General features: G+C 64.0%; 19 protein-coding genes and 2 pseudogenes. 9 read left to right on the top strand and 12 right to left on the bottom strand.

Annotated features, from left to right (window positions below; translation table 11 throughout):
- The first annotated feature begins 291 nt into the window (after nt 1-291).
- The 5 genes and pseudogenes from AC0SZ7_RS22655 (at nt 292) to rlmF (ending at nt 6757) form a co-directional block, all read left to right on the top strand.
- On the top strand, nt 292-1782 hold the full coding sequence (locus AC0SZ7_RS22655; protein ID WP_475506456.1) for a leucyl aminopeptidase: 1491 nt from the start codon (nt 292-294) through the stop codon (nt 1780-1782).
- A gap of 91 nt (nt 1783-1873) precedes the next feature.
- Nucleotides 1874-2301 (top strand): annotated as a pseudogene (locus AC0SZ7_RS22650) (DNA polymerase III subunit chi).
- 7 nt (nt 2302-2308) lie between these two features.
- The gene (locus tag AC0SZ7_RS22645; protein WP_473005472.1) at nt 2309-2698 is read left to right on the top strand and encodes a DNA polymerase III subunit chi; all 390 of its coding nucleotides are present in this window, start codon (nt 2309-2311) and stop codon (nt 2696-2698) included.
- Between the two features lie 185 nt (nt 2699-2883).
- Nucleotides 2884-5727 (top strand): annotated as a pseudogene (locus tag AC0SZ7_RS22640) (valine--tRNA ligase); the annotation flags it as partial.
- Between the two features lie 91 nt (nt 5728-5818).
- Nucleotides 5819-6757, top strand: coding sequence for a 23S rRNA (adenine(1618)-N(6))-methyltransferase RlmF (gene rlmF, locus AC0SZ7_RS22635; protein WP_475506524.1), 939 nt, complete (start codon nt 5819-5821; stop codon nt 6755-6757).
- A 138-nt stretch (nt 6758-6895) separates the two neighbouring features.
- Here the strand turns inward: rlmF and AC0SZ7_RS22630 are convergent, their stop codons facing one another.
- A complete protein-coding gene (locus tag AC0SZ7_RS22630; RefSeq protein ID WP_416422635.1) occupies nt 6896-7177 on the bottom strand; it encodes an HU family DNA-binding protein in 282 nt (93 codons plus the stop codon).
- 410 nt (nt 7178-7587) lie between these two features.
- On the opposite strand from AC0SZ7_RS22630, the gene yejK reads away from it, so the two are divergent.
- Nucleotides 7588-8595: a nucleoid-associated protein YejK gene (gene yejK / locus AC0SZ7_RS22625; protein ID WP_473005469.1), complete on the top strand. Its 1008-nt coding sequence runs from the start codon at nt 7588-7590 to the stop codon at nt 8593-8595.
- 4 nt (nt 8596-8599) lie between these two features.
- Nucleotides 8600-8956 carry a glutaredoxin family protein gene (locus AC0SZ7_RS22620; protein ID WP_475506455.1) on the top strand — a complete coding sequence of 119 codons (357 nt, stop codon included), beginning with the start codon at nt 8600-8602 and terminating at the stop codon, nt 8954-8956.
- Between the two features lie 62 nt (nt 8957-9018).
- On the opposite strand, the gene AC0SZ7_RS22615 is transcribed toward AC0SZ7_RS22620, so the two are convergent.
- The 8 genes from AC0SZ7_RS22615 to AC0SZ7_RS22580 all read right to left on the bottom strand — a co-directional run bounded on the left by AC0SZ7_RS22615 (nt 9019) and on the right by AC0SZ7_RS22580 (nt 16423).
- Entirely contained in the window at nt 9019-9957 is a 939-nt protein-coding gene (locus AC0SZ7_RS22615; RefSeq protein ID WP_475506454.1) for a glutathione S-transferase family protein, read from the bottom strand.
- 64 nt (nt 9958-10021) lie between these two features.
- Entirely contained in the window at nt 10022-10327 is a 306-nt protein-coding gene (locus AC0SZ7_RS22610) for a GIY-YIG nuclease family protein (RefSeq protein WP_475506453.1), read from the bottom strand.
- Between the two features lie 12 nt (nt 10328-10339).
- Complete coding sequence (locus AC0SZ7_RS22605) at nt 10340-10810, bottom strand: nuclear transport factor 2 family protein (protein ID WP_475506452.1); 471 nt, start codon at nt 10808-10810, stop codon at nt 10340-10342.
- A 38-nt stretch (nt 10811-10848) separates the two neighbouring features.
- Nucleotides 10849-12075 (bottom strand): CynX/NimT family MFS transporter, encoded by a 1227-nt coding sequence (locus AC0SZ7_RS22600; protein ID WP_475506451.1) that lies wholly within the window; start codon nt 12073-12075, stop codon nt 10849-10851.
- 188 nt (nt 12076-12263) lie between these two features.
- Nucleotides 12264-13028, bottom strand: a complete 765-nt coding sequence (locus tag AC0SZ7_RS22595) for an amino acid ABC transporter ATP-binding protein (RefSeq protein ID WP_158157103.1) — start codon at nt 13026-13028, stop codon at nt 12264-12266.
- A gap of 10 nt (nt 13029-13038) precedes the next feature.
- Nucleotides 13039-14136, bottom strand: a complete 1098-nt coding sequence (locus AC0SZ7_RS22590; protein ID WP_475506450.1) for an amino acid ABC transporter permease — start codon at nt 14134-14136, stop codon at nt 13039-13041.
- Nucleotides 14137-14146: 10 nt separating this feature from the next.
- The gene (locus AC0SZ7_RS22585) at nt 14147-15325 is read right to left on the bottom strand and encodes an amino acid ABC transporter permease (RefSeq protein WP_475506449.1); all 1179 of its coding nucleotides are present in this window, start codon (nt 15323-15325) and stop codon (nt 14147-14149) included.
- A 69-nt stretch (nt 15326-15394) separates the two neighbouring features.
- Complete coding sequence (locus AC0SZ7_RS22580) at nt 15395-16423, bottom strand: amino acid ABC transporter substrate-binding protein (protein ID WP_475506448.1); 1029 nt, start codon at nt 16421-16423, stop codon at nt 15395-15397.
- A gap of 474 nt (nt 16424-16897) precedes the next feature.
- Here AC0SZ7_RS22580 and AC0SZ7_RS22575 point away from each other — a divergent pair, with 474 nt between their 5' ends.
- Both AC0SZ7_RS22575 and rhlB read left to right on the top strand, forming a co-directional pair.
- A complete protein-coding gene (locus AC0SZ7_RS22575) occupies nt 16898-17554 on the top strand; it encodes an alpha/beta hydrolase (protein ID WP_475506447.1) in 657 nt (218 codons plus the stop codon).
- A gap of 86 nt (nt 17555-17640) precedes the next feature.
- Nucleotides 17641-19104: an ATP-dependent RNA helicase RhlB gene (gene rhlB, locus AC0SZ7_RS22570; protein ID WP_475506446.1), complete on the top strand. Its 1464-nt coding sequence runs from the start codon at nt 17641-17643 to the stop codon at nt 19102-19104.
- Nucleotides 19105-19174: 70 nt separating this feature from the next.
- Here rhlB and moaE read toward each other — a convergent pair whose 3' ends face one another.
- From moaE to moaC, 3 genes are read right to left on the bottom strand one after another with little or no spacing between them, the layout of a single operon-like run.
- On the bottom strand, nt 19175-19624 hold the full coding sequence (gene moaE / locus AC0SZ7_RS22565) for a molybdopterin synthase catalytic subunit MoaE (RefSeq protein ID WP_475506445.1): 450 nt from the start codon (nt 19622-19624) through the stop codon (nt 19175-19177).
- Nucleotides 19625-19626: 2 nt separating this feature from the next.
- The gene (locus AC0SZ7_RS22560; protein ID WP_475506444.1) at nt 19627-19872 is read right to left on the bottom strand and encodes a MoaD/ThiS family protein; all 246 of its coding nucleotides are present in this window, start codon (nt 19870-19872) and stop codon (nt 19627-19629) included.
- A complete protein-coding gene (gene moaC / locus AC0SZ7_RS22555; protein WP_475506443.1) occupies nt 19869-20342 on the bottom strand; it encodes a cyclic pyranopterin monophosphate synthase MoaC in 474 nt (157 codons plus the stop codon). The genes AC0SZ7_RS22560 and moaC overlap by 4 nt, the downstream gene beginning before the upstream one ends.
- Nucleotides 20343-20393: the final 51 nt, after the last annotated feature.

Genomic DNA, 20393 nt, shown 5'->3' with positions numbered 1-20393 from the left:
TCCAGGGTTGTCAGGCTCAGACGGCCGAACAAGGGATACATAGCTGACACTTCTACGAGTGGGTTCGCATTCGCGAACCGGAAAAAAGTTGGCGCATTATCCTGTGATTGGGGCTGCCTGTCACTTCGCGTGCACACGCAGTTACGCAAAGCCTGCGCGAAGGGTTGTCAGGCTCCGCCGGCAGGGCTCAAACTGGGGACTTTGACCCGGCCCGCCGAGGGCAGTGCCGGGGGCTGTATTCGCACGACCAACGCTGCCGTGCACACCAATAGATCATTAGGGGACCCGGAAATGGAACTGGTTGTAAAAAGCACAAGCGCCGAAAGCCTGAAGACCGCGACCCTGGTAGTCGCCGTCGGCGAAGGCCGCACCCTGGGTACCGTCGGCAAGAAAATCGACGAGCTGAGCAGCGGCGCCCTGACCGCCGTGCTCAAGCGTGGCGACCTGAACGGCAAGCCGGGCCAGACCCTGCTGCTGCACAGCCTGCCGGGCCTGAAGGCCGAGCGCGTGCTGCTGGTGGGCACCGGCGCCGACGAACTGTTGGGCGACCGTGCCTGGCGCAAGCTGGGCGCCGCCGTGCTGGGCGCACTGAAAGGCCTGGGCGGCAGCGACGCCGTGCTGGCACTGGACGAGCTGGGCGTGAAAGGCCGTGACGCCTACGGCAAGACGCGCCTGCTGGCCGAGACCCTGCTGGACGGCGAATACGTGTTCGACCGCTTCAAGAGCAAGAAGGCCGAGCCCCGCGCCCTGAAGAAAATCACCCTGGTGACCGACAAGGCCAGCCAGGCCGACGTCGAGCGCGCCGTGACCCACGCCAGCGCCATCGCCGCCGGCATGAGCTTCACCCGCGACCTGGGCAACCTGCCGCCGAACATCTGCCACCCAAGCTACCTGGCCGAACAGGCGAAGGAGCTGGGCAAGGAACACAAGAACCTCAAGGTCGAGATCCACGACGAGAAGAAGCTCAAGGAATTGGGCATGGGCGCCTTCATGGCCGTGGCCCAGGGCAGCGAGCAACCACCGCGCCTGATCGTGCTCAACTACCAGGGCGGCAAGAAATCCGAGAAGCCGCACGTGCTGGTCGGCAAGGGCATCACCTTCGACACCGGTGGCATCAGCATCAAGCCGGCCGCCGGCATGGACGAGATGAAGTACGACATGTGTGGCGCCGCCAGCGTGTTCGGCACCCTGCGCGCCGTGCTGGAGCTCAAGCTGCCGATCAACCTGGTGTGCCTGCTGGCCTGCGCCGAGAACATGCCGAGCGGCGGTGCCACCCGCCCTGGCGACATCGTCAGCACCATGAGCGGCCAGACCGTCGAAATCCTCAACACCGACGCCGAAGGCCGCCTGGTGCTGTGTGACACCCTGACCTACGCCGAGCGCTTCAAGCCGGCCTCGGTGATCGACATCGCCACCCTGACCGGCGCCTGCATGGTCGCCCTGGGCGCCCATACCTCGGGCCTGATGGGCAACAACGAAGAACTGGTGGCGCAGCTGCTGGAAGCTGGCCAGCAGGCCGACGACCGCGCCTGGCAGTTGCCGCTGTTCGACGAATACCAGGAGCAACTGGACTCGCCGTTCGCCGACATCGCCAACATCGGCGGCCCTAAAGGCGGCGCCATCACCGCTGGCTGCTTCCTGTCGCGCTTCGCCAAGAGCTATGCCTGGGCGCACCTGGACATCGCCGGCACCGCGTGGGTCAGCGGCGGCAAGGACAAGGGCGCCAGTGGCCGCCCAGTGCCCCTGCTGACCCAGTACCTGCTGGACCGCGCTGGCGCGTGATGCCCCGGACCCGGCCTGGCGGCCGCTGCTACAGGGATTTCTGTAGCAGTGGCCGCAAGGCTGAGTCACAAGCGCCGCAAATGGACCCAACATGACCAAAGTCGACTTCTACATCCTGCCTACCCCGCTACCCGCGGCGCGGCTGGATTTCGCCTGCAAACTGGTGGAAAAGGCCTGGCGCCTGGGCCACCGCATCTATGTGCACTGCAGCGACAGCGAACAGCGCGAGCAACTCGACGCGCGCCTGTGGGCGTTCAAGGCGAAAGCTTCGTGCCCCACAGCCTGGCAGAACAAGACCCGGACGCCGTCATCGCCCTGGGCCTTGCCGACGCGCCAGCCAGCCACCAGGACCTGCTGGTGAACCTGGACCTCAAGGTACCGGCCTTCGTCGGCCGCTTCGCCCGCGTGGCCGAAGTGGTGGTAGAAGACCCTGCTATTCGTCAGGCCGCACGGGAGAGTTTCCGTTTCTACCGTGAACAGGGCTATCCTCTGCAAGATCACCGCTTACAGCGACTCTGAGCCAACGATGGACACTGCAAACAAGCTGCCCAAGTCCGTGCACCTGCTGGACGACCTAGAGTCGATCCGCAAGCTGCTCGGCGATGACACCCTGCAACCGCCGCTGCTGACCGACACCGTGGTCAGTGCCGAACAGATCCCGCTGCTCTTCGACCAGCTCGAAGCCCAGCAACGCGCCGAGGCCCAGGCCCAGGCCGCACCACCCGAGCCGCCGCCCGCCCCCGAGCCGGCCACCCCCGCGCAGAACCGCCAGGACACCCTGCTGCACCTGGACGCCGAACTGCGCGCCGCCGCGCAATTGATCATGCAGGACGTGATCGACGACTTTGCGCCGCACATCGAGACCGAGATCAAGCGCCGCCTGGAAGCGCGCATGGAACGGCTGCTCAACCCGTAACGCTGCCATACCTGTGGGAGCTGGCTTGCCAGCGAGCTGTTGGCTGCTGAAAAGCTCGCTGGCAAGCCAGCTCCCACCATCCTCTCCCCTGCCAGGCATTCCAGCAGCCTGCCTACCGATCCCGCCCCATCCCCGTTATACTAATCGGCTTTCCTGAATAAATGCCTATTAGGGTCCCGCCGAGCATGGATAAGACCTACCAGCCGCACGCCATTGAAACTTCCTGGTACCAGACCTGGGAGTCCGAGAACTATTTCGCTCCGCAAGGCGCGGGCGACTCGTACACCATCATGATCCCGCCGCCGAACGTCACCGGCAGCCTGCACATGGGCCATGGTTTCAACAACGCGATCATGGACGCCCTGATCCGTTTCCGCCGCATGCAGGGCCGCAACACCCTGTGGCAGCCGGGTACCGACCACGCCGGTATCGCCACCCAGATGCTGGTAGAGCGCCAGCTGGAAGCGCAAGGCCAGAACCGTCATGACCTGGGCCGCGAGAAGTTCCTGGAGAAAGTCTGGGAATGGAAGGACCAGTCGGGCGGCAACATCAGCCGCCAGATCCGCCGCCTGGGCTCGTCCGTGGACTGGAGCCGCGAGCGTTTCACCATGGACGACGGCCTGTCGGAAGCGGTGAAGGAAGCCTTCGTGCGCCTGCACGAAGACGGCCTGATCTACCGCGGCAAGCGCCTGGTCAACTGGGACACCAAGCTGCACACGGCCATTTCCGACCTGGAAGTGGAGAACCACGACGAGAAAGGCTCGCTGTGGAACCTGCGCTACCCGCTGGCCGATGGCGCCAAGACCGCCGAGGGCCTGGATTACCTGATCGTCGCCACCACTCGTCCGGAAACCATGCTGGGTGACGCGGCCGTGGCCGTGAACCCGAACGATGCGCGCTACCAGGCCCTGATCGGCAAGTTCGTCGAGCTGCCGCTGGTCGGCCGCCGCATCCCGATCATCGCCGACGACTACTGCGACCCAGAATTCGGCACCGGCTGCGTGAAGATCACCCCGGCCCACGATTTCAACGACTACGAAGTCGGCAAGCGCCACAACCTGCCGCTGCTGAACATCTTCGACAAGAACGCCAACGTGCTGCCAACTGCCCAGGTGTTCAACCTGGACGGCACGCTGAACGCCAGCGTCGACGGCACCCTGCCGGCCGAATACGCCGGCCTGGACCGTTTCGAGGCGCGCAAGCAGATCGTTGCCGCCTTCGACGCCGCCGGCCTGCTGGTGAGCGTCGACGACCACGCGCTGAAAGTGCCGAAGGGCGACCGCTCGGGCACCATCATCGAGCCGTGGCTGACCGACCAGTGGTACGTGTCCACCAAGCCGCTGGCCGAGCCTGCGATCGCCGCCGTTGAAGACGGCCGCATCCAGTTCGTGCCCAAGCAGTACGAAAACATGTACTTCTCGTGGATGCGCGACATCCAGGACTGGTGCATCAGCCGTCAGCTGTGGTGGGGCCACCGCATTCCAGCCTGGTACGACGAGTCCGGCAAGGTCTACGTCGGCCGCAGCGAAGAAGAAGTGCGCGCCAAGCACGGCCTGGGCGCCGACGTGGTCCTGAACCAGGACAACGACGTGCTCGACACCTGGTTCAGCTCGGGCCTGTGGACCTTCTCCACCCTGGGCTGGCCGGAACAGACCGAGTTCCTGAAGAAATTCCACTCCACCGACGTGCTGGTCACCGGCTTCGACATCATTTTCTTCTGGGTCGCCCGGATGATCATGCTGACCATGCACCTGGTGAAAGACCCGGACGGCACCCCGCAGGTACCGTTCAAGACCGTCTACGTACATGGCCTGGTGCGTGATGGCCAGGGCCAGAAGATGTCCAAGTCCAAGGGCAACGTGCTCGACCCGCTGGACATCATCGACGGCATCGAACTGGAAGCCCTGGTGCAGAAACGCACCAACGGCCTGATGCAGCCAAAACTGGCGAAGAAGATCGAGAAGCAGACCCGCGACGAGTTCGCCGATGGCATCGCCAGCTACGGTACCGACGCCCTGCGCTTCACCTTCTGCTCGCTGGCGTCCACCGGCCGCGACATCAAGTTCGACATGGGCCGCGTGGAAGGCTACCGCAACTTCTGCAACAAGATCTGGAACGCCACCCGCTACGTGCTGGACAAGGGCGAGGACTGCGGCCAGAACGGCGAAGCCTACGAGCTGTCCCTGGCTGACCGCTGGATCATCTCGCAGCTGCAGCGCACCGAAGCCGAAGTGACCCGCCAGCTGGACCAGTTCCGCTTCGACCTGGCCGCCCAGGCCCTGTACGAGTTCATCTGGAACCAGTACTGCGACTGGTATCTGGAGCTGTCCAAGCCTGTGCTGTGGGACGAGAACGCCCCGGTGGAGCGCCAGCGTGGCACCCGTCGCACCCTGGTGCGCGTGCTGGAAGTGGCCATGCGCCTGGCGCACCCGTTCATGCCGTTCATCACCGAGGAAATCTGGCAGCGCCTGGCGCCGCTGGTCGGTGCCGAGGGCAAGACCATCATGCTGCAACCCTGGCCAGTGGCCAACGAAGCACGCATCGACGAGGCCGCAGAGCAGGACATCGAGTGGCTGAAGGGCCTGATGCTGGGCGTGCGCAACATCCGTGGCGAAATGAACATCGGCCCGGGCAAGCCCCTGTCGCTGTTCCTGAAGAACGCCAGTGCCGAAGACAAGCGCCGCCTGGTCGAGAACGAAGCCCTGCTGAAGAAGCTGGCCAAGCTCGAAGCCATCACCGTGCTGGAAGCCGGCGCCGAAGCACCCCTGAGCGCCACCGCGCTGGTGGGCGAGCTGGAAGTGCTGGTGCCCATGGCCGGCCTGATCGACAAGGACGCTGAACTTGCGCGCCTGGACAAGGAAATCCAGCGCCTGCAGGGTGAAGTGGCCCGCGTGGGCGGCAAGCTGTCCAACGCCGCCTTCGTCGACAAGGCACCGCCTGCGGTGATCGACAAGGAGCGCGCGAAGATGGCCGAGGCCGAGCAAGCCCTGAGCAAGCTGGCCGAGCAGCACGCGCGCATCGCCAGCCTGTACCCCCATCATAAAAACCCGCGCGCCCCCGCCGGCCCCCCCTTTTTGGGGGGCGCGGGCTGCCCGGCGAGCTCTTTGGAGCACCGCAACCATGTCCGCCCCCAGCAAGCCCACCTTCCACCCCCGCAACCGTCATCAAGGCCGTTACGACTTCCCGCAACTGATCAAGAGCAGCCCCGAGCTTGGCCAGTACGTGATCCTCAACCCCTACGGCAAGGAAAGCATCGACTTCGCCAACCCGGCGGCGGTCAAGGTGTTCAACCGTGCCCTGCTCAAGGCCCTGTACGGCATCCAGCACTGGACGATCCCGGAAGGCTACCTGTGCCCGCCCATTCCCGGGCGCGCCGACTACATCCACGCCGCAGCCGACCTGCTGGCCGAAACCAATGGCGGCGAGATCCCCCGTGGCAGCTCGGTGCGCGCGCTGGACATCGGCACGGGTGCCAACTGCATCTACCCGCTGCTGGGCCACAGCGACTACCGCTGGCAGTTCACCGGCTCCGACATCGACACCGTGGCCCTGGCCTCGGCCAAGGCCATCGTCCAGGCCAACAAGCTGGACAAGGGCATCAGCCTGCGCCAACAGGGCAACCCGAAGCACATCCTCACCGGGCTGCTGAAGCCCGACGAGCGCTTCGACCTGACCCTGTGCAACCCACCCTTCCACGCCTCGCTGGAAGAAGCCACCCGCGGCAGCCAACGCAAATGGCGCGCCCTGGGCAAGGCCGACCCGAAGCGCAAGCTGCCGGTGCTGAACTTTGGCGGCCAGAGCAACGAGTTGTGGTGCGAGGGCGGCGAGATTCGTTTCGTCACCCAGCTGATCAACGAGAGCGTGGCGGTGGGCCAACAGGTGTTGTGGTTCAGCACGCTGGTGTCCAAGGCCTCGAACCTGCCGCCGATCCAGTCGGCGCTGAAAAAGGCCGGCGCGTTGCAGGTGCGGGTGGTTGAAATGGGCCAGGGGCAGAAGCAGAGCCGCTTCGTGGCCTGGACCTTCCAGACCGACGCCCAGCAGCAAGCCTGGTACCCGTAGCAGCTGCCGAAGGCTGCGTCCTGCGCCACCGTGGTGCCTGGGACGCGACCTTGCGGCCGCTGCTACAGGGAATCGCAGGCACAAAAAAACCGTGACCGGGTCGCCCCGGTCACGGCTTTTTCACGACTGGTTACAAGATTACTTGTTAACCGAATCAGTCAGCACTTTGGCTGGAACGAACTTGACGACTTTCTTGGCAGCGATTTCGATCGGTGCGCCAGTCGAAGGGTTACGGCCAGTGCGAGCTGGGCGCTCGGAGATTTTCAGCTTGCCAATGCCTGGCAGGGTGATTTCGCTGCCATTTTCCAGCTGGTCGGCAACGATCTGGCCCAGTTGCTCGAGAGCATTGCGCGCGGTGGTTTTCGGCGCGTCGATGGCTTCAGCGATGTCGGCGATCAGTTGGTCTTTGGTCAATGCCATGGTGGTGTTCCTTCCCTATCAAATTCAGTTGGATTGCAGAGTGCAACATCAGTCAAAAACGCCGTAACCCCTGGGGTTCGGCAATCGGTCTACAGTCACGCCAATCGCGAATGTAGATGCACAAATCGGTATTTGGTTCGACCTGACGGCAGCTATCTGCGGGCGATGCGCCCTTGTGGAGCGCAAGACCGGGCAAAACTAGCACACAGAAACAGAAATATCCGCCTCTACCTGGCCATTTGTTCAGGTTTATCACTGGTTTGGCTGAAAAATAGACAAAAGTCTCTAAATCACTGGCTGAAACGGACCAGCCGGGCCGCCAAACCCCCAGTTGCGTTACACTTGGCGCCTTTGCGCACGGCCGACCCGCTCGCCCCTGCCTTGCCCCTTTCGACGAACCGAGAAGCCCCATGCCGATCCGTCACTGCATTGTCCACCTGATCGAAAAGAAACCCGACGGCACCCCTGCCGTGCTCCACGCCCGCGACTCGGAACTGGCCGAATCCCAGGCCATCGAAAACCTGCTGGCCGACCTCAACGACAGCTACAACGCCAAGCAGGGCAAAGCGTGGGGCTTCTTCCACGCCGAGTCCGGCGCCCACCCGTTCAGCGGCTGGCTGAAGCAGTACATGGACGCCGAGCAGGACTTCACCGCGTTCAGCCGCACGGCGGTGGAACACCTGCAGAAGCTGATGGAAGAGTCCAACCTGTCCACCGGCGGCCACGTGCTGTTCGCCCATTACCAGCAAGGCATGACCGACTACCTGGCCATCGCCCTGCTGCACCACAGCGAAGGCGTGGCGGTGAACGCCGAGCTGGACGTGACGCCCTCGCGCCACCTCGATCTGGGCCAGCTGCACCTGGCGGCGCGCATCAACATTTCCGAGTGGCAGAACAACAAGAACTCCAAGCAGTACATCTCGTTCATCAAGGGCAAGAACGGCAAGAAGGTCTCGGAGTACTTCCGCGACTTCATCGGCTGCCAGGAAGGCGTCGACGGCCCAGGCGAGACCCGCACCCTGCTCAAGGCCTTCAGTGACTTCGTGGAAAGCGAGGACCTGCCCGAGGAAGCCGCCCGCGAGAAAACCCAGGCGCTGGTGGACTACGCCACCACCCAGACCAAGCACGGCGAGCCCGTGGCCCTGGAAGAGCTCTCCGGGCTGATCGACGAAGACCGCCCGCGCGCCTTCTACGACCACATCCGCAACAAGGACTACGGCCTGTCACCGGAGATCCCGGCGGACAAGCGCACCCTCAACCAGTTCCGCCGCTTCACCGGCCGCGCCGAAGGCCTGTCCATCAGCTTCGAGGCGCACCTGCTGGGCTCCAAGATCGAATACGACGAAGAAGCCGGCACCCTGATCATCAAGGGCCTGCCCACCCAGCTCACCGACCAGCTCAAGCGCCGCAAGGACTGAGCGGGTGCTGAACAAGACCCTCAAGCGCGTGCTGCCCATCCTGCTGGTGGTGGTGATTTTCCAGCAGTGGGGCAAGATCGAGGCCTTCTTCAACCCCACCGCGCAGCTCTCGGCCCAGGCGCGCGCCAACGCCCAGGTCACCCTGTACGCCACCGACTGGTGTGGTTACTGCAAGGACTTCAGGCGCCTGCTGGACCGCCAGGGGGTGGCCTACAAGGAGTTCGACATCGACAAGGATGCGCAGGCGCGCAAGCGCTATGAGGCGCTGGGGGGGCGCGGCATACCGATGCTGGACGTAAATGGCACGCTACTGCGCCAATACGACGAAGCTCAGATCCTGCAAGCCCTCCAGCACCCGTAGCAGCTGCCGCAGGCTGCGTCAGGGGCCCACGTGGTTGCCCATGACGCGGCCTGTGGCCGCTGCTACAGGTTGTGCGCCAGCTTGAAGCCCAGGCGCGGGAAGTGCACATGCACCACGCCCGCCTTGGGGTCCTCGCGGCGCACTATCAGCTCCTCGACGCCGGCGTACAGCAACTCGCCCACCACCGGGTCGACGCCATAGTCGATGGCCGCAACGCTCACCTGGTCGCCCACCTTGAAACCGTTCGGGTCAATAAAGCCGTCTTCCGGCAACGGCGCCGGTGTAGTGGAGCGCGCAATGTCCAAGGCCTCTTCGGCACTCAGCTCACTGTAGGCACCGTGCCCGAAGCCCAGCACCCGGCCCAGCCAGGCATGCACGGCCGGGTACTCATCCACCAACGGCGAGGTCACTGGCGTGCCCTTGAGGAACCACAGCGGGTGGGCCACGGCGAAGTCGGCAATCGACGGTTCACCAAATAGATAATCGCTGTCTTCACGCTGCAACTGCTCTTCCAGGCGCGCCATGAATACCGGCCACTGATGCTTGGCCTGCTCCAACGGCAGCTTGCTGGCGGTGCCGCCGCTGAACAGCTGGGCACGGTCGGCGATGAACGCCTTGATCGCTTCCGGCGGCAGGCGGGCGAAACGCACCGCTACCGACTCGGGCTGGAACACCAGGCTGACGGCGTGCTGGAACAACACCGAGTCGGCCCAGGCGGCAAAGGTAGCCACCGTGAACTCCTGGCCTTCGGGGAAGAACGCCGGCAGCGCCTTCTCCTGGTCCAGGCGGCGGGCGATCAGCGCCGTGTCGCAATAGATATCCGCGCCCACCTGCAGCACCGGGGTCTTGCGGTAGCCGCCGGTCAGCGCCACCAGGTCAGGCTTGGGCATCACCGGCGAAATCAGCACCGAGCGCCAGGACAGCCCCTTGAAGCCCAGCATCAGGCGGGTCTTCTCGGCAAACGGGGAAGTGGGATAGTGATGCAGGATCAGCTCGGTCATCGTCGGCTCCGCCACGAAGGGTAAACCCCAAGCTTACCTGTGCCGGGGAAGGCGGCCTACCTGGTCAGGCTGATAGCGGCTCATCAACCCGATCAATCGGCACATAAGACGCCACCAAGCGCTCCTTCGCGCTCTTGCGCAGGCGCTTGATCAGCCGCTCCTGGCGCAGGGCCTCGCCCTTGTCGGGCCAGCACTCCACGTACACCAGCGCGGTGGCCGGGCTTGAGGCGAAGAAGCGCGCGCCCTTGCCGCTCTGGTGCTGGGCGAAGCGGCGCTGGGGGTTGTCGCTGATGCCGCAGTACAGCGCGCCATTGGCGGCGCGCACCAGGTAGACGTACCAGGGTTTGCAGATTTTTTGCCCGTCAGTCATCGGTTCTTGCGCTCAACGCCCGGCCTGGAATGCCTGCAGCCCCTTCAGCGCCTGCTGCCGCACCTTGCCCTTGAGCAATGGCGACCAGCCCAGCAGCAGGCCCGGGGTGCCCAGGGCCTGGCGCGACCAGCGCCAGAAGTCGAAGTGGTCGTGGTGTTCGCAGATCTTGCCGTCGCGGAACACGAAGCGGGCGTGGATGTGGTTGACCACGGTGCGGCCGGTCTGGCTGAACAGGTAGGTCGCCACCCAGCGTGCCGCGCCGGTGCTGTCGCCGGCGTGCACGTGGTCGAAGGTCAGGGAGAAGTCCTTGGCGCGCGCAGCCAGCATGCGCCACATGTCGCCGGCGTCCTTGCCGCGCAGCGTGCCGAAAGCCGGGTCGCTGAACACCACGTCGTCGGTGTAGCAGGCCGCCATGGCCTCGGCGTCCAGGCGCTGGAAGGCCAGGTAGAAACGGGTGATCAGGGCTGCGTTGGCTTCGCTCATGGGCGGCACTCTCCTTGGTAGAGCGCCATCCTAGCAGGTCAGATCTTCTCGCTGGTGACCTGCACGTGCAACGAACGCCCGGCACCCATGCCGGCGATGATCGCCAGGCTGCCAATTACCGCGAAAATCCAGCCCACGGCGCTCCAGCCACCGGTCCAGTCGTGCACCAGCCCCACTGCCAACGGGCCCATGGATGCCAGGGTGTAGCCCACGCCCTGGGCCATGCTCGACAGGTTGGCGGCCACGTGGGAGTCACTGGCGCGCAACACGATCAGGGTCAGCGCCACGGCGAACATGGCGCCCTGCCCCAGGCCCAGCACCACCGCCCAGGCCCACAGGCCACCCAGCGGTGCGTACAGGCAGCCGAACAGCCCGGCCAGGGTCAGGCCCATCACCGTGACGATGGCGATGCGCTGGTCCTTGCCACGGGTGGCCAGCCACGGCGCGATCAGCGAGCTGCCGAGCTGGATGATGATCGAGAACGACATCACCAGCCCCGCTTCCGCAGCGCCCAACCCGCGGCCCATGAGCATCGACGGCAGCCAGCCGAAGACGATATAGGCCAGCGATGACTGCAAGCCCATGAACAGGGTCACCTGCCAGGCCAGGCGGTCACGGAACAGGCCGCGCACGCGGTAGGCGGCGTGATGGGCACCGTGTTTCTGCCGTGCCTGGGGCAGCCAGAATACCGCGGCCGCCAGCGCCGGCAGCACCCAGAAGCCCAGGCCCACGGTCCAGCGGTTGTCGAACACCTCGGCCAGCGGCACGCTACTACCCGCCGCCAGCGCAGCGCCCAGGCACAGGGCCATGGTGTAGACGCCGGTCATGGTGCCGGCGTTTTGCGGGAAGTCACGCTTGACGATACCCGGCAGCAGCACGCCGATGATGCCAATGCTGGCCCCCGACAGCACGCTGCCGGCGAACAGCCCGGCCACCGCGAACTGGCTGCGCAGGGCAATGCCCGCGGCCAGCAGCAACAGCACGCCCAGCACCACCCGCTCGGCGCCAAAGCGCCGCGACAGCACCGGCGCCAAGGGCGCGAACAGGCCCAGGCACAGCACCGGCAGCGTGGTCAGCAGGCCGGCGGTGGCGGCGCTCAGGCCCAGGCTGGCGGACACCTGGTCCAGCAGCGGCGCCATGCTCGACAGCGCCGGGCGCAGGTTCAGGGCCACCAGCACCAGGCCCAGCAGCAGGAGCCAGGGTTTGGGCAGGGCGGCGGGTTGGTCGGCGGAGGCGCTGAGCGTCTCGGTGGTTTGGCTGGGCATAAGGCAGGTTCCTGGAGTTGCTGAGGCCCCGCTTTGGATATCTATAGGTAATCGCGGGCAAGACAGAAGGGTAAAGTTTGAGGAAAGGTGTAGCAAGGTAAATTGCTAGCTATCTGTTGAGCGGTCGGATTGGAACCATAAAAAAACCCGGCACCTAGGCCGGGTTTTCTTGATCACGCATCAATCCATCAATGCAGAATCTGGCTCAGGAACAACTTCGTCCGCTCGTTCTGCGGGTTGTCGAAGAAGTCGTTCGGCGCCGCCTGCTCGACGATCTCGCCCTTGTCCATGAAGATCACCCGGTTGGCCACGGTGCGGGCGAAGCCCATCTCGTGGGTCACGCAGAGCATGGTCATGCCGTCTTCCGCCAGGCCGATCATGGTGTCCAGTACCTCTTTCACCATTTCCGGGTCGAGCGCCGAGGTCGGTTCGTCGAACAGCATGATCTTGGGTTTCATGCACAGGGCGCGGGCGATGGCCACGCGCTGCTGCTGGCCGCCTGAAAGCTGGCCGGGGAATTTGTTGGCCTGCTCCGGGATGCGCACGCGCTCCAGGTAATGCATGGCAATTTCCTCGGCCTTGCGCTTGGGCATCTTGCGCACCCACATCGGCGCCAGGGTGCAGTTCTGCAGGATGGTCAGGTGCGGGAACAGGTTGAAGTGCTGGAACACCATGCCCACTTCGCGGCGGATGGCCTCGATCTGCTTGAGGTCGTTGGTCAGCTCCACGCCGTCAACCACGATGCGCCCCTGCTGGTGTTCTTCCAGGCGGTTGAGGCAGCGGATGGTGGTGGACTTGCCCGAGCCCGACGGCCCGCACAGCACGATGCGCTCGCCCTGCTTGACGTTCAGGTTGATGTCTTTCAGTACGTGGAACTGGCCGTACCACTTGTTCACGCCCTGCATCTGGATAATGCCATCGGCGCCCACAGGCTGTTTGATTGCTTCGCTCATGATGACACTCCTAACGCTTGTGGCCAGTGTCCAGCTTGCGCTCCAAATGCACGGAGTAGCGGGACATACTGAAACAGAAAATCCAGAAAACGGCGGCGGCAAACACATAGCCTTCGGTGGCCATGCCCAGCCATTTGGGGTCGGCACCGGCTTGCTTGACGCTGTTGAGCAGGTCGAACAGGCCGATGATGATCACAAGGCTGGTGTCCTTGAACAACGCGATCAAGGTGTTGACGATGCCGGGAATCACCAGCTTGAGTGCCTGCGGCAGCACCACCAGGCCCATGCTGCGCCAGTAGCCCAGGCCCATGGCTGCGGCGGCTTCGTACTGGCCCTTGGGAATGGCCTGCAGGCCCCCGCGCACCACTTCGGCCACGTAGGCGGACTGGAACATGATCACGCCGATCAGCGCGCGCAGCAGCTTGTCGAAGCTCATGCCTTCAGGCAGGAACAGCGGCAGCATTACCGACGACATGAACAGCACGGTGATCAGCGGCACGCCGCGCCAGAACTCGATGAAGGTCACGCATACCACCTTCACCGCCGGCATCTTCGAACGCCGGCCCAGGGCCAGCAAAATGCCCAGCGGCAAGGCGCCGGCAATACCTACCGTGGCGATGACCAGGGTCAGCATCAGGCCGCCCCATTGGCTGGTGGCCACGTTTTCCAGGCCGAAGTAGCCACCGTGCAGCAGGGTGTAGGCCACGATCGGGAAGATCACCAGGAAGCTCAGGCCATACACCGCCTTGCGTGGCACGCGCGGGATGAACAGCGGCGCTGCCCCCAGCACGGCCAGCCATACGGTGAGGTCGACGCGCCAGCGCAGTTCCGCCGGGTAGTAGCCGTACATGAACTGGCCGAAGCGCTGCTCGATGAACACCCAGCAGGCACCGGCCTTGGTGCAGTCTTCACGGGTGGTGCCGGTCCAGTTGGCGTCCAGGAACGCCCAGCTCAGCAGCGGTGGCACCACCAGCCAGATCAGGTACACGGCCAGCAGGGTCAGCAGGGTGTTGAACCAGCTGGAAAACAGGTTGGCGCGCATCCATGCGACAGGGCCGACCGCCAGGTTGGGCGGTGGCATGTTGGGTTTGAATACATGCGACGTCATGGCCGTTTCCTCACCGCTCGATCAGCGCAATGCGCTTGTTGTACCAGTTCATCAGCAGGGAAATGCTGATGCTGATCGCCAGGTACACGCTCATGGTAATGGCGATGACTTCGATCGCCTGCCCGGTCTGGTTGAGCACCGTGCCGGCAAACAGCGAAACCATTTCCGGGTAACCGATACCGGCGGCCAGCGACGAGTTCTTCGCCAGGTTCAGGTATTGGCTGGTCAGCGGCGGAATGATCACCCGCAGCGCCTGGGGAATGATCACCTTGCGCAGCGTGGGCCCGGGGCGCAGGCCCAGGGAACGCGCGGCCTCGGTCTGGCCGTGGCTGACCGACTTGATGCCCGAACGCACGATCTCGGCGATGAACGCTGCGGTGTACACCGTGAGCGCCAGGGTCAAGGCCAGCAGTTCAGGGATCATCACCCAGCCGCCAACGAAGTTGAAGCCGCGCAGCTCGGGCATTTCCCAATGCACCGGGGCGCCGAACGCCAGCGCGCTCAGCGCCGGGATCACCACCAGCAGGGCCACGCCGGCCCAGAACTTGTGGAATGGCTCGCCGGTGGCTTCAAAGCGCTTGTTGGCCCACTTGACCATCGCGACGATGGCGACAATGGCCACCACCACGGCAATCAGGAACGGGTACAGGCCATCGGCCTTGAGGGCCGCCGGCATGTTCAGGCCACGGTTGCTCAGGTAGAAGGTGTTCCACAGGTTATGGCTGCCGCGCGGGCCAGGCATGGTCAGGAACACGGCGAAATACCAGAACAGGATTTGCAGCAGTGGCGGAATGTTGCGGAAGGTCTCGACATACACGGTGGCGAGCTTGTTGACCATCCAGTTGGATGACAGGCGTGCCACGCCGATGACAAAACCCAGCAAGGTCGCCAGGATCACGCCGATGAAGGTCACCAGCAGGGTGTTCAGCAGCCCGATCACAAACACCCGCGCGTAGGTGTCCGACTCGGTGTAGTCGATCAGGTGCTGGGCGATGCCGAAGCCGGCACTGCGTTCAAGGAAGTCGAAGCCGGAAGTGATGCCGCGGTGTTGCAGGTTGGTCTGGGTGTTGTGGAACAGGTACCAGCCCAGGGAGACCACCGCCACGATGGTGATGATCTGGAACAGCCACGCACGCACACGTGGATCGGTCAGGGAAAACCCTTTGGGTGCGCCGATTTGATTTTGCATGAAGTGCCCCGGAAGAAAGGGAATGTAACAGCGCCTGGCGGCATACGGGCCGCCAGGCGCGGGGCTTGCTTAGCGTACTGGTGGGGCGTACTGGATGCCGCCGTTGTTCCACAGCGCGTTCAGGCCGCGGTCAATGGCCAGCGGGGTGCCCTTGCCCAGGTTCTTCTCGAACACTTCGCCGTAGTTGCCGACCTGCGAGACGATCTTCACTACCCAATCCTTTGGCAGCTTCAGGTCCTTGCCGTACTCGCCGTCGCCGCCCAGCAGGCGTGCCACGTCAGGGTTCTTGGTGGACTTGGCTTCTTCCACGACGTTCTTGGAGGTAACGCCAGCCTCTTCGGCGTTGAGCATGGCGAACAGGGTCCACTTGACGATGCTGAACCACTCTTCGTCGCCTTTACGCACGACCGGGCCCAGTGGCTCCTTGGAGATGGTTTCCGGCAGTACCACGTAGTCGCCAGGCGCGGCCAGCTTGGAGCGCTGTGCGTACAGCTGCGACTTGTCGGAGGTCAGCACGTCGCAACGGCCGCTTTCCAGGGACTTGGCGCTTTCGTCGGAGGTGTCGAAGGTGATCGGGGTGTACTTCAGGCCGTTGGCGCGGAAGTAGTCCGAGACGTTCAGCTCGGTGGTGGTACCGGCCTGGATGCAGATGGTTGCACCGTCCAGTTCCTTGGCCGATTTCACGCCCAGCTTCTTGTTGGCCAGGAAGCCCACGCCGTCATAGTAGGTGACACCGGTGAACATCAGGCCCATGCCCGCGTCACGGGAGCTGGTCCAGGTGGTGTTGCGCGACAGCACGTCGATTTCACCGGACTGCAGGGCGGTGAAGCGCTCTTTGGCGTTCAGCTGGCTGAACTTGACCTTGGTGGCGTCGCCGAACACGGCAGCGGCCACGGCGCGGCAGACGTCGGCGTCGATACCCTGGATCTTGCCGGTGGAGTCCGGAACGGAGAAGCCAGGCAGGCCATCACTGACGCCGCACTGAATGAAACCTTTCTTCTGAATCGCGTCCAGAGTGGCGCCTGCCTGGGCAAAGCCGCTTACCCCCAGAACGGTGGCGGCGGTCAGGACAGCCAGGGTGGATTTCAGCATTTTCATTCAAACCTCCAGAATTGCTCTTGTTGTGTCGAGCTGTGTTCTGCCGCACCCTTTTGAGGCGATTTCGACCCGTTGCTGGCTTGTTTTTGGGTCAAGCGGTACAGAACTCATTTTTGATTGTGCAAGTGCAGTCCACCTTCAGGTTTCCTGCAAACTCACGGCTCCTTGATCGGTCGAATAGATGAGGCGTTATGGTTCGCCCCTGTCGTTTCGCATGACCCGTGGAAGGGTGCCTGCGGCCGAACACGATCGCGCTTTGGCCTGAGGCCGTACAGCCTGATAGTGTTACCGCCTGCGTCTTTCCTTCCACTTGGCGGATACATAGCAAAGCGCGTACCACGTTACAGAGCGCAAGCGTTTCAGCGCCCGTCAATAGGAAAACGTGTAGCCTTGCGACATCTTTTTCTCGTATCGCCCCGATACGCCCCTTTGCAATGCACTTTATGAGAGCGTTCGCCCTTTTTTGGAGCAGTCATGAGCAACCCGATGATCCTCGAACCTACCCAGCCAGCCGACGCCTGTGTGATCTGGTTGCACGGCCTGGGCGCCGACCGGTACGATTTCCTGCCGGTAGCTGAAGCCCTGCAGGCCAGCCAGCCAGGCACCCGATTCATCCTGCCCCAGGCGCCCACCCGCCCGGTGACCATCAATGGCGGCTATGAAATGCCGAGCTGGTATGACATCAAGGCCATGACCCCGGCCCGCGCCATCGACGAGGCCCAGCTGGACGAGTCCGCCGATATGGTCAAGGGCTTGATCGATGCGCAAGTGGCCGCAGGTGTGCCAGAACAGCGCATCTTCATTGCCGGGTTCTCCCAGGGTGGCGCCGTGGTGTTGCACACCGCGTTCCTGCGCTACCAGGGCACGCTGGGTGGGGTACTGGCGCTTTCCACTTACGCACCGACCTTCAATGAACAGGTGCAGCTGAGCGCCACCCAGCGCGCCACGCCGGTGCTGTGCCTGCACGGCGACCAGGACGAGGTGGTGTTCAATGCCATGGGCCGCAGCGCCCACGACCACCTCAAGCAGTGGGGCGTGGCCGTGGAATGGCGCGAATACCCGATGGGGCATGAAGTGGTGATTGAAGAGATTCGCGACATTGCCGCGTGGCTGGGCCAGAAGCTGGCCTGACCCACGTGTGGGAGCTGCTACTACGCGCCCGATTCTTGCATTACACTGCCCGGCGTATACTCCTTAACCAAAAAAATGAGAAGACCGTGCTCAAAGCACTCAAGAACCTGTTCGGAAAAAGCGAGGCTGAGCCGCTCGCAGCCGCAGTGACTGCTCCTGAAGCACCGAGCCCGTCTCGGCAAGCGGCCAACCCCACGCCCGTGGAAACCTTGAAGGAACCCGTGACCCTGTCAGCCCCAACGCCCGTACCCGCCCCCACCCCTGTTAGCCAAGCCGAAGCCGACCTGGTCAAGCCCTCCCCCCGCGAACGCAAGCCCAAGCCGGCCGCCGCACTGTGGAAACTGGAAGACTTCAAGGTCGAACCCCAGGAAGGCAAGACCCGCTTCCACGACTTCAAGCTCTCCAGCGAGCTGATGCACGCCATCCACGACCTCGGTTTCCCCTACTGCACGCCCATCCAGGCGCAAGTGCTGGGCTACACCCTGAAGGGCAAGGATGCGATTGGCCGGGCCCAGACCGGCACCGGCAAGACCGCGGCCTTCCTGATTTCGATCATCACCCAATTGCAGCAGACCCCGCCGCCCAAAGAGCGCTACATGGGCGAGCCACGGGCGCTGATCATCGCCCCCACCCGCGAACTGGTGGTACAGATCGCCAAGGACGCGGCCAACCTGACCAAGTACACCGGCCTGAACGTGATGACGTTCGTCGGCGGCATGGACTTCGACAAGCAGCTCAAGCAGCTGGAAGCCCGTTACTGCGACATCCTGGTGGCCACCCCGGGCCGCCTGCTCGACTTCAACCAGCGCGGTGAAGTGCACCTGGACATGGTCGAGGTGATGGTGCTGGACGAAGCCGACCGCATGCTCGACATGGGCTTCATTCCCCAGGTGCGCCAGATCATTCGCCAGACCCCGCCGAAAAGCGAGCGTCAGACCCTGCTGTTCTCCGCCACCTTCACCGAAGACGTGATGAACCTGGCCAAGCAGTGGACCACCGACCCTGCCATCGTCGAGATCGAGCCGGAAAACGTCGCCAGCGAAACCGTGGAACAGCACGTTTACGCCGTAGCGGGCAGCGACAAGTACAAGCTGCTGTACAACCTGGTCAACGACAACGGCTGGGAGCGGGTGATGGTGTTTGCCAACCGCAAGGACGAAGTGCGGCGCATCGAGGAAAAACTGGTGCGTGACGGCGTCAACGCCGCGCAACTGTCGGGCGACGTGCCGCAGCACAAGCGCATCAAGACCCTGGAAGGCTTCCGCGAAGGCAAGATCCGCGTGCTGGTGGCCACCGACGTGGCCGGGCGTGGCATTCACATCGATGGCATCAGCCACGTGATCAACTTCACCCTGCCCGAAGACCCGGACGACTACGTGCACCGTATCGGCCGGACTGGCCGTGCGGGCATGAGCGGCGTGTCGATCAGCTTTGCCGGCGAGGATGACTCCTACCAGTTGCCATCGATCGAGGCGCTGCTGGGCCGCAAGATCAGCTGCGAGATGCCGCCGACCGAGCTGCTGCGCGCCGTGCCGCGCAAGCATTCCTGATACACCGCGGCGTTTCCGGACGCCGCCTGGCGGCAGCTGCTACGCGGACTTGTAGCAGCCGCGGCCGCGGTTACCGCCAGCGGTCAGCCGCCTGGTTGTCGCTGGCCTTGCCCTCTACCCAGCGCTCCCCTGCCCCGGTCTGCTCCTTCTTCCAGAACGGCGCGCGGGTCTTCAGGTAGTCCATGATGAAGTTGCAGGCGTCGAACGCCGCCTGCCGGTGGGCGCTGGCCACGCCAACGAAGACGATGGGCTCGCCCGGCGCCAAGGCGCCGATGCGGTGCAGCACCTCGACCTTCAGCAACGGCCAGCGCTGCTCGGCTTCCACCACGATCTTGCCCAGGGCCTTCTCGGTCATGCCCGGGTAATGCTCCAGGAACATGCCGGCCACCTCCAGGCCGTCGTTGAAGTCCCGCACGTACCCCACGAAACTCACCACCGCCCCCACGCCCACATTGGCGGCGTGCATGGCATTCACTTCAGCACCTGGGTCGAACGGCTCGGGCTGCACACGAACGGTCATGTTCAGCCCCCGGTCACGGGCGGGAAGAACGCCACTTCGTCGCCGTCGGCCACCGGCTCGTCCAGCTTGCACAGGTCCTGGTTGCGCGCGCACATCAGGTTGGCTTCACCCAGCACGCTCCAGTTGCCACCGCGCTCCAGCAGCTCCTGGCGCACGTCTTCCAGGGTGCTGAAGGTGCCCACCAGCTCTTCGCCATCCATGCCCATGGCTTCCCGGTAACGGGCGAAATAAACGATGTCGACCTTCATGCCTGATCCGCCTGGTAGTGGCCGCTCTTGCCGCCGATTTTCTCCAGCAGGCGCACGCTCTCGATGGTCATGCCCTTGTCCACGGCCTTGCACATGTCATAGATGGTCAGCGCGGCGACGCTGGCGGCGGTCAGCGCCTCCATTTCCACCCCGGTCTGCCCGGCCAGCTTGCAGCGCGCCACGATCAGCACCGCATCGTCACCGTCGGCGCTCAGCTGCACCTTGACGCTGGTGAGCATCAACGGGTGGCACAGCGGAATCAGGTCGCTGGTCTTCTTCGCCGCCTGGATGCCGGCGATGCGCGCCACGGCAAACACGTCACCCTTGGGGTGGTCGCCGTCGACAATCATCTGCAAGGTAGCGGGCAGCATGCGCACCCGCGCCTGGGCCACGGCTTCGCGGGACGTCACGGCTTTTTCGGTGACATCGACCATGTTGGCATGGCCTTGGGAATCGAGATGGGTCAGCACTTGCGCAGCTCCTGGGGGCAGAGGGGGGATTGTAAACCCGGGGCACTGCCA

The sequence above is a fragment of the Pseudomonas sp. JC1203 genome, assembly GCF_056175065.1.
Note: the sequence above shows the minus strand (reverse complement) of the source record. Positions and strands in the feature narration are given on the sequence as shown.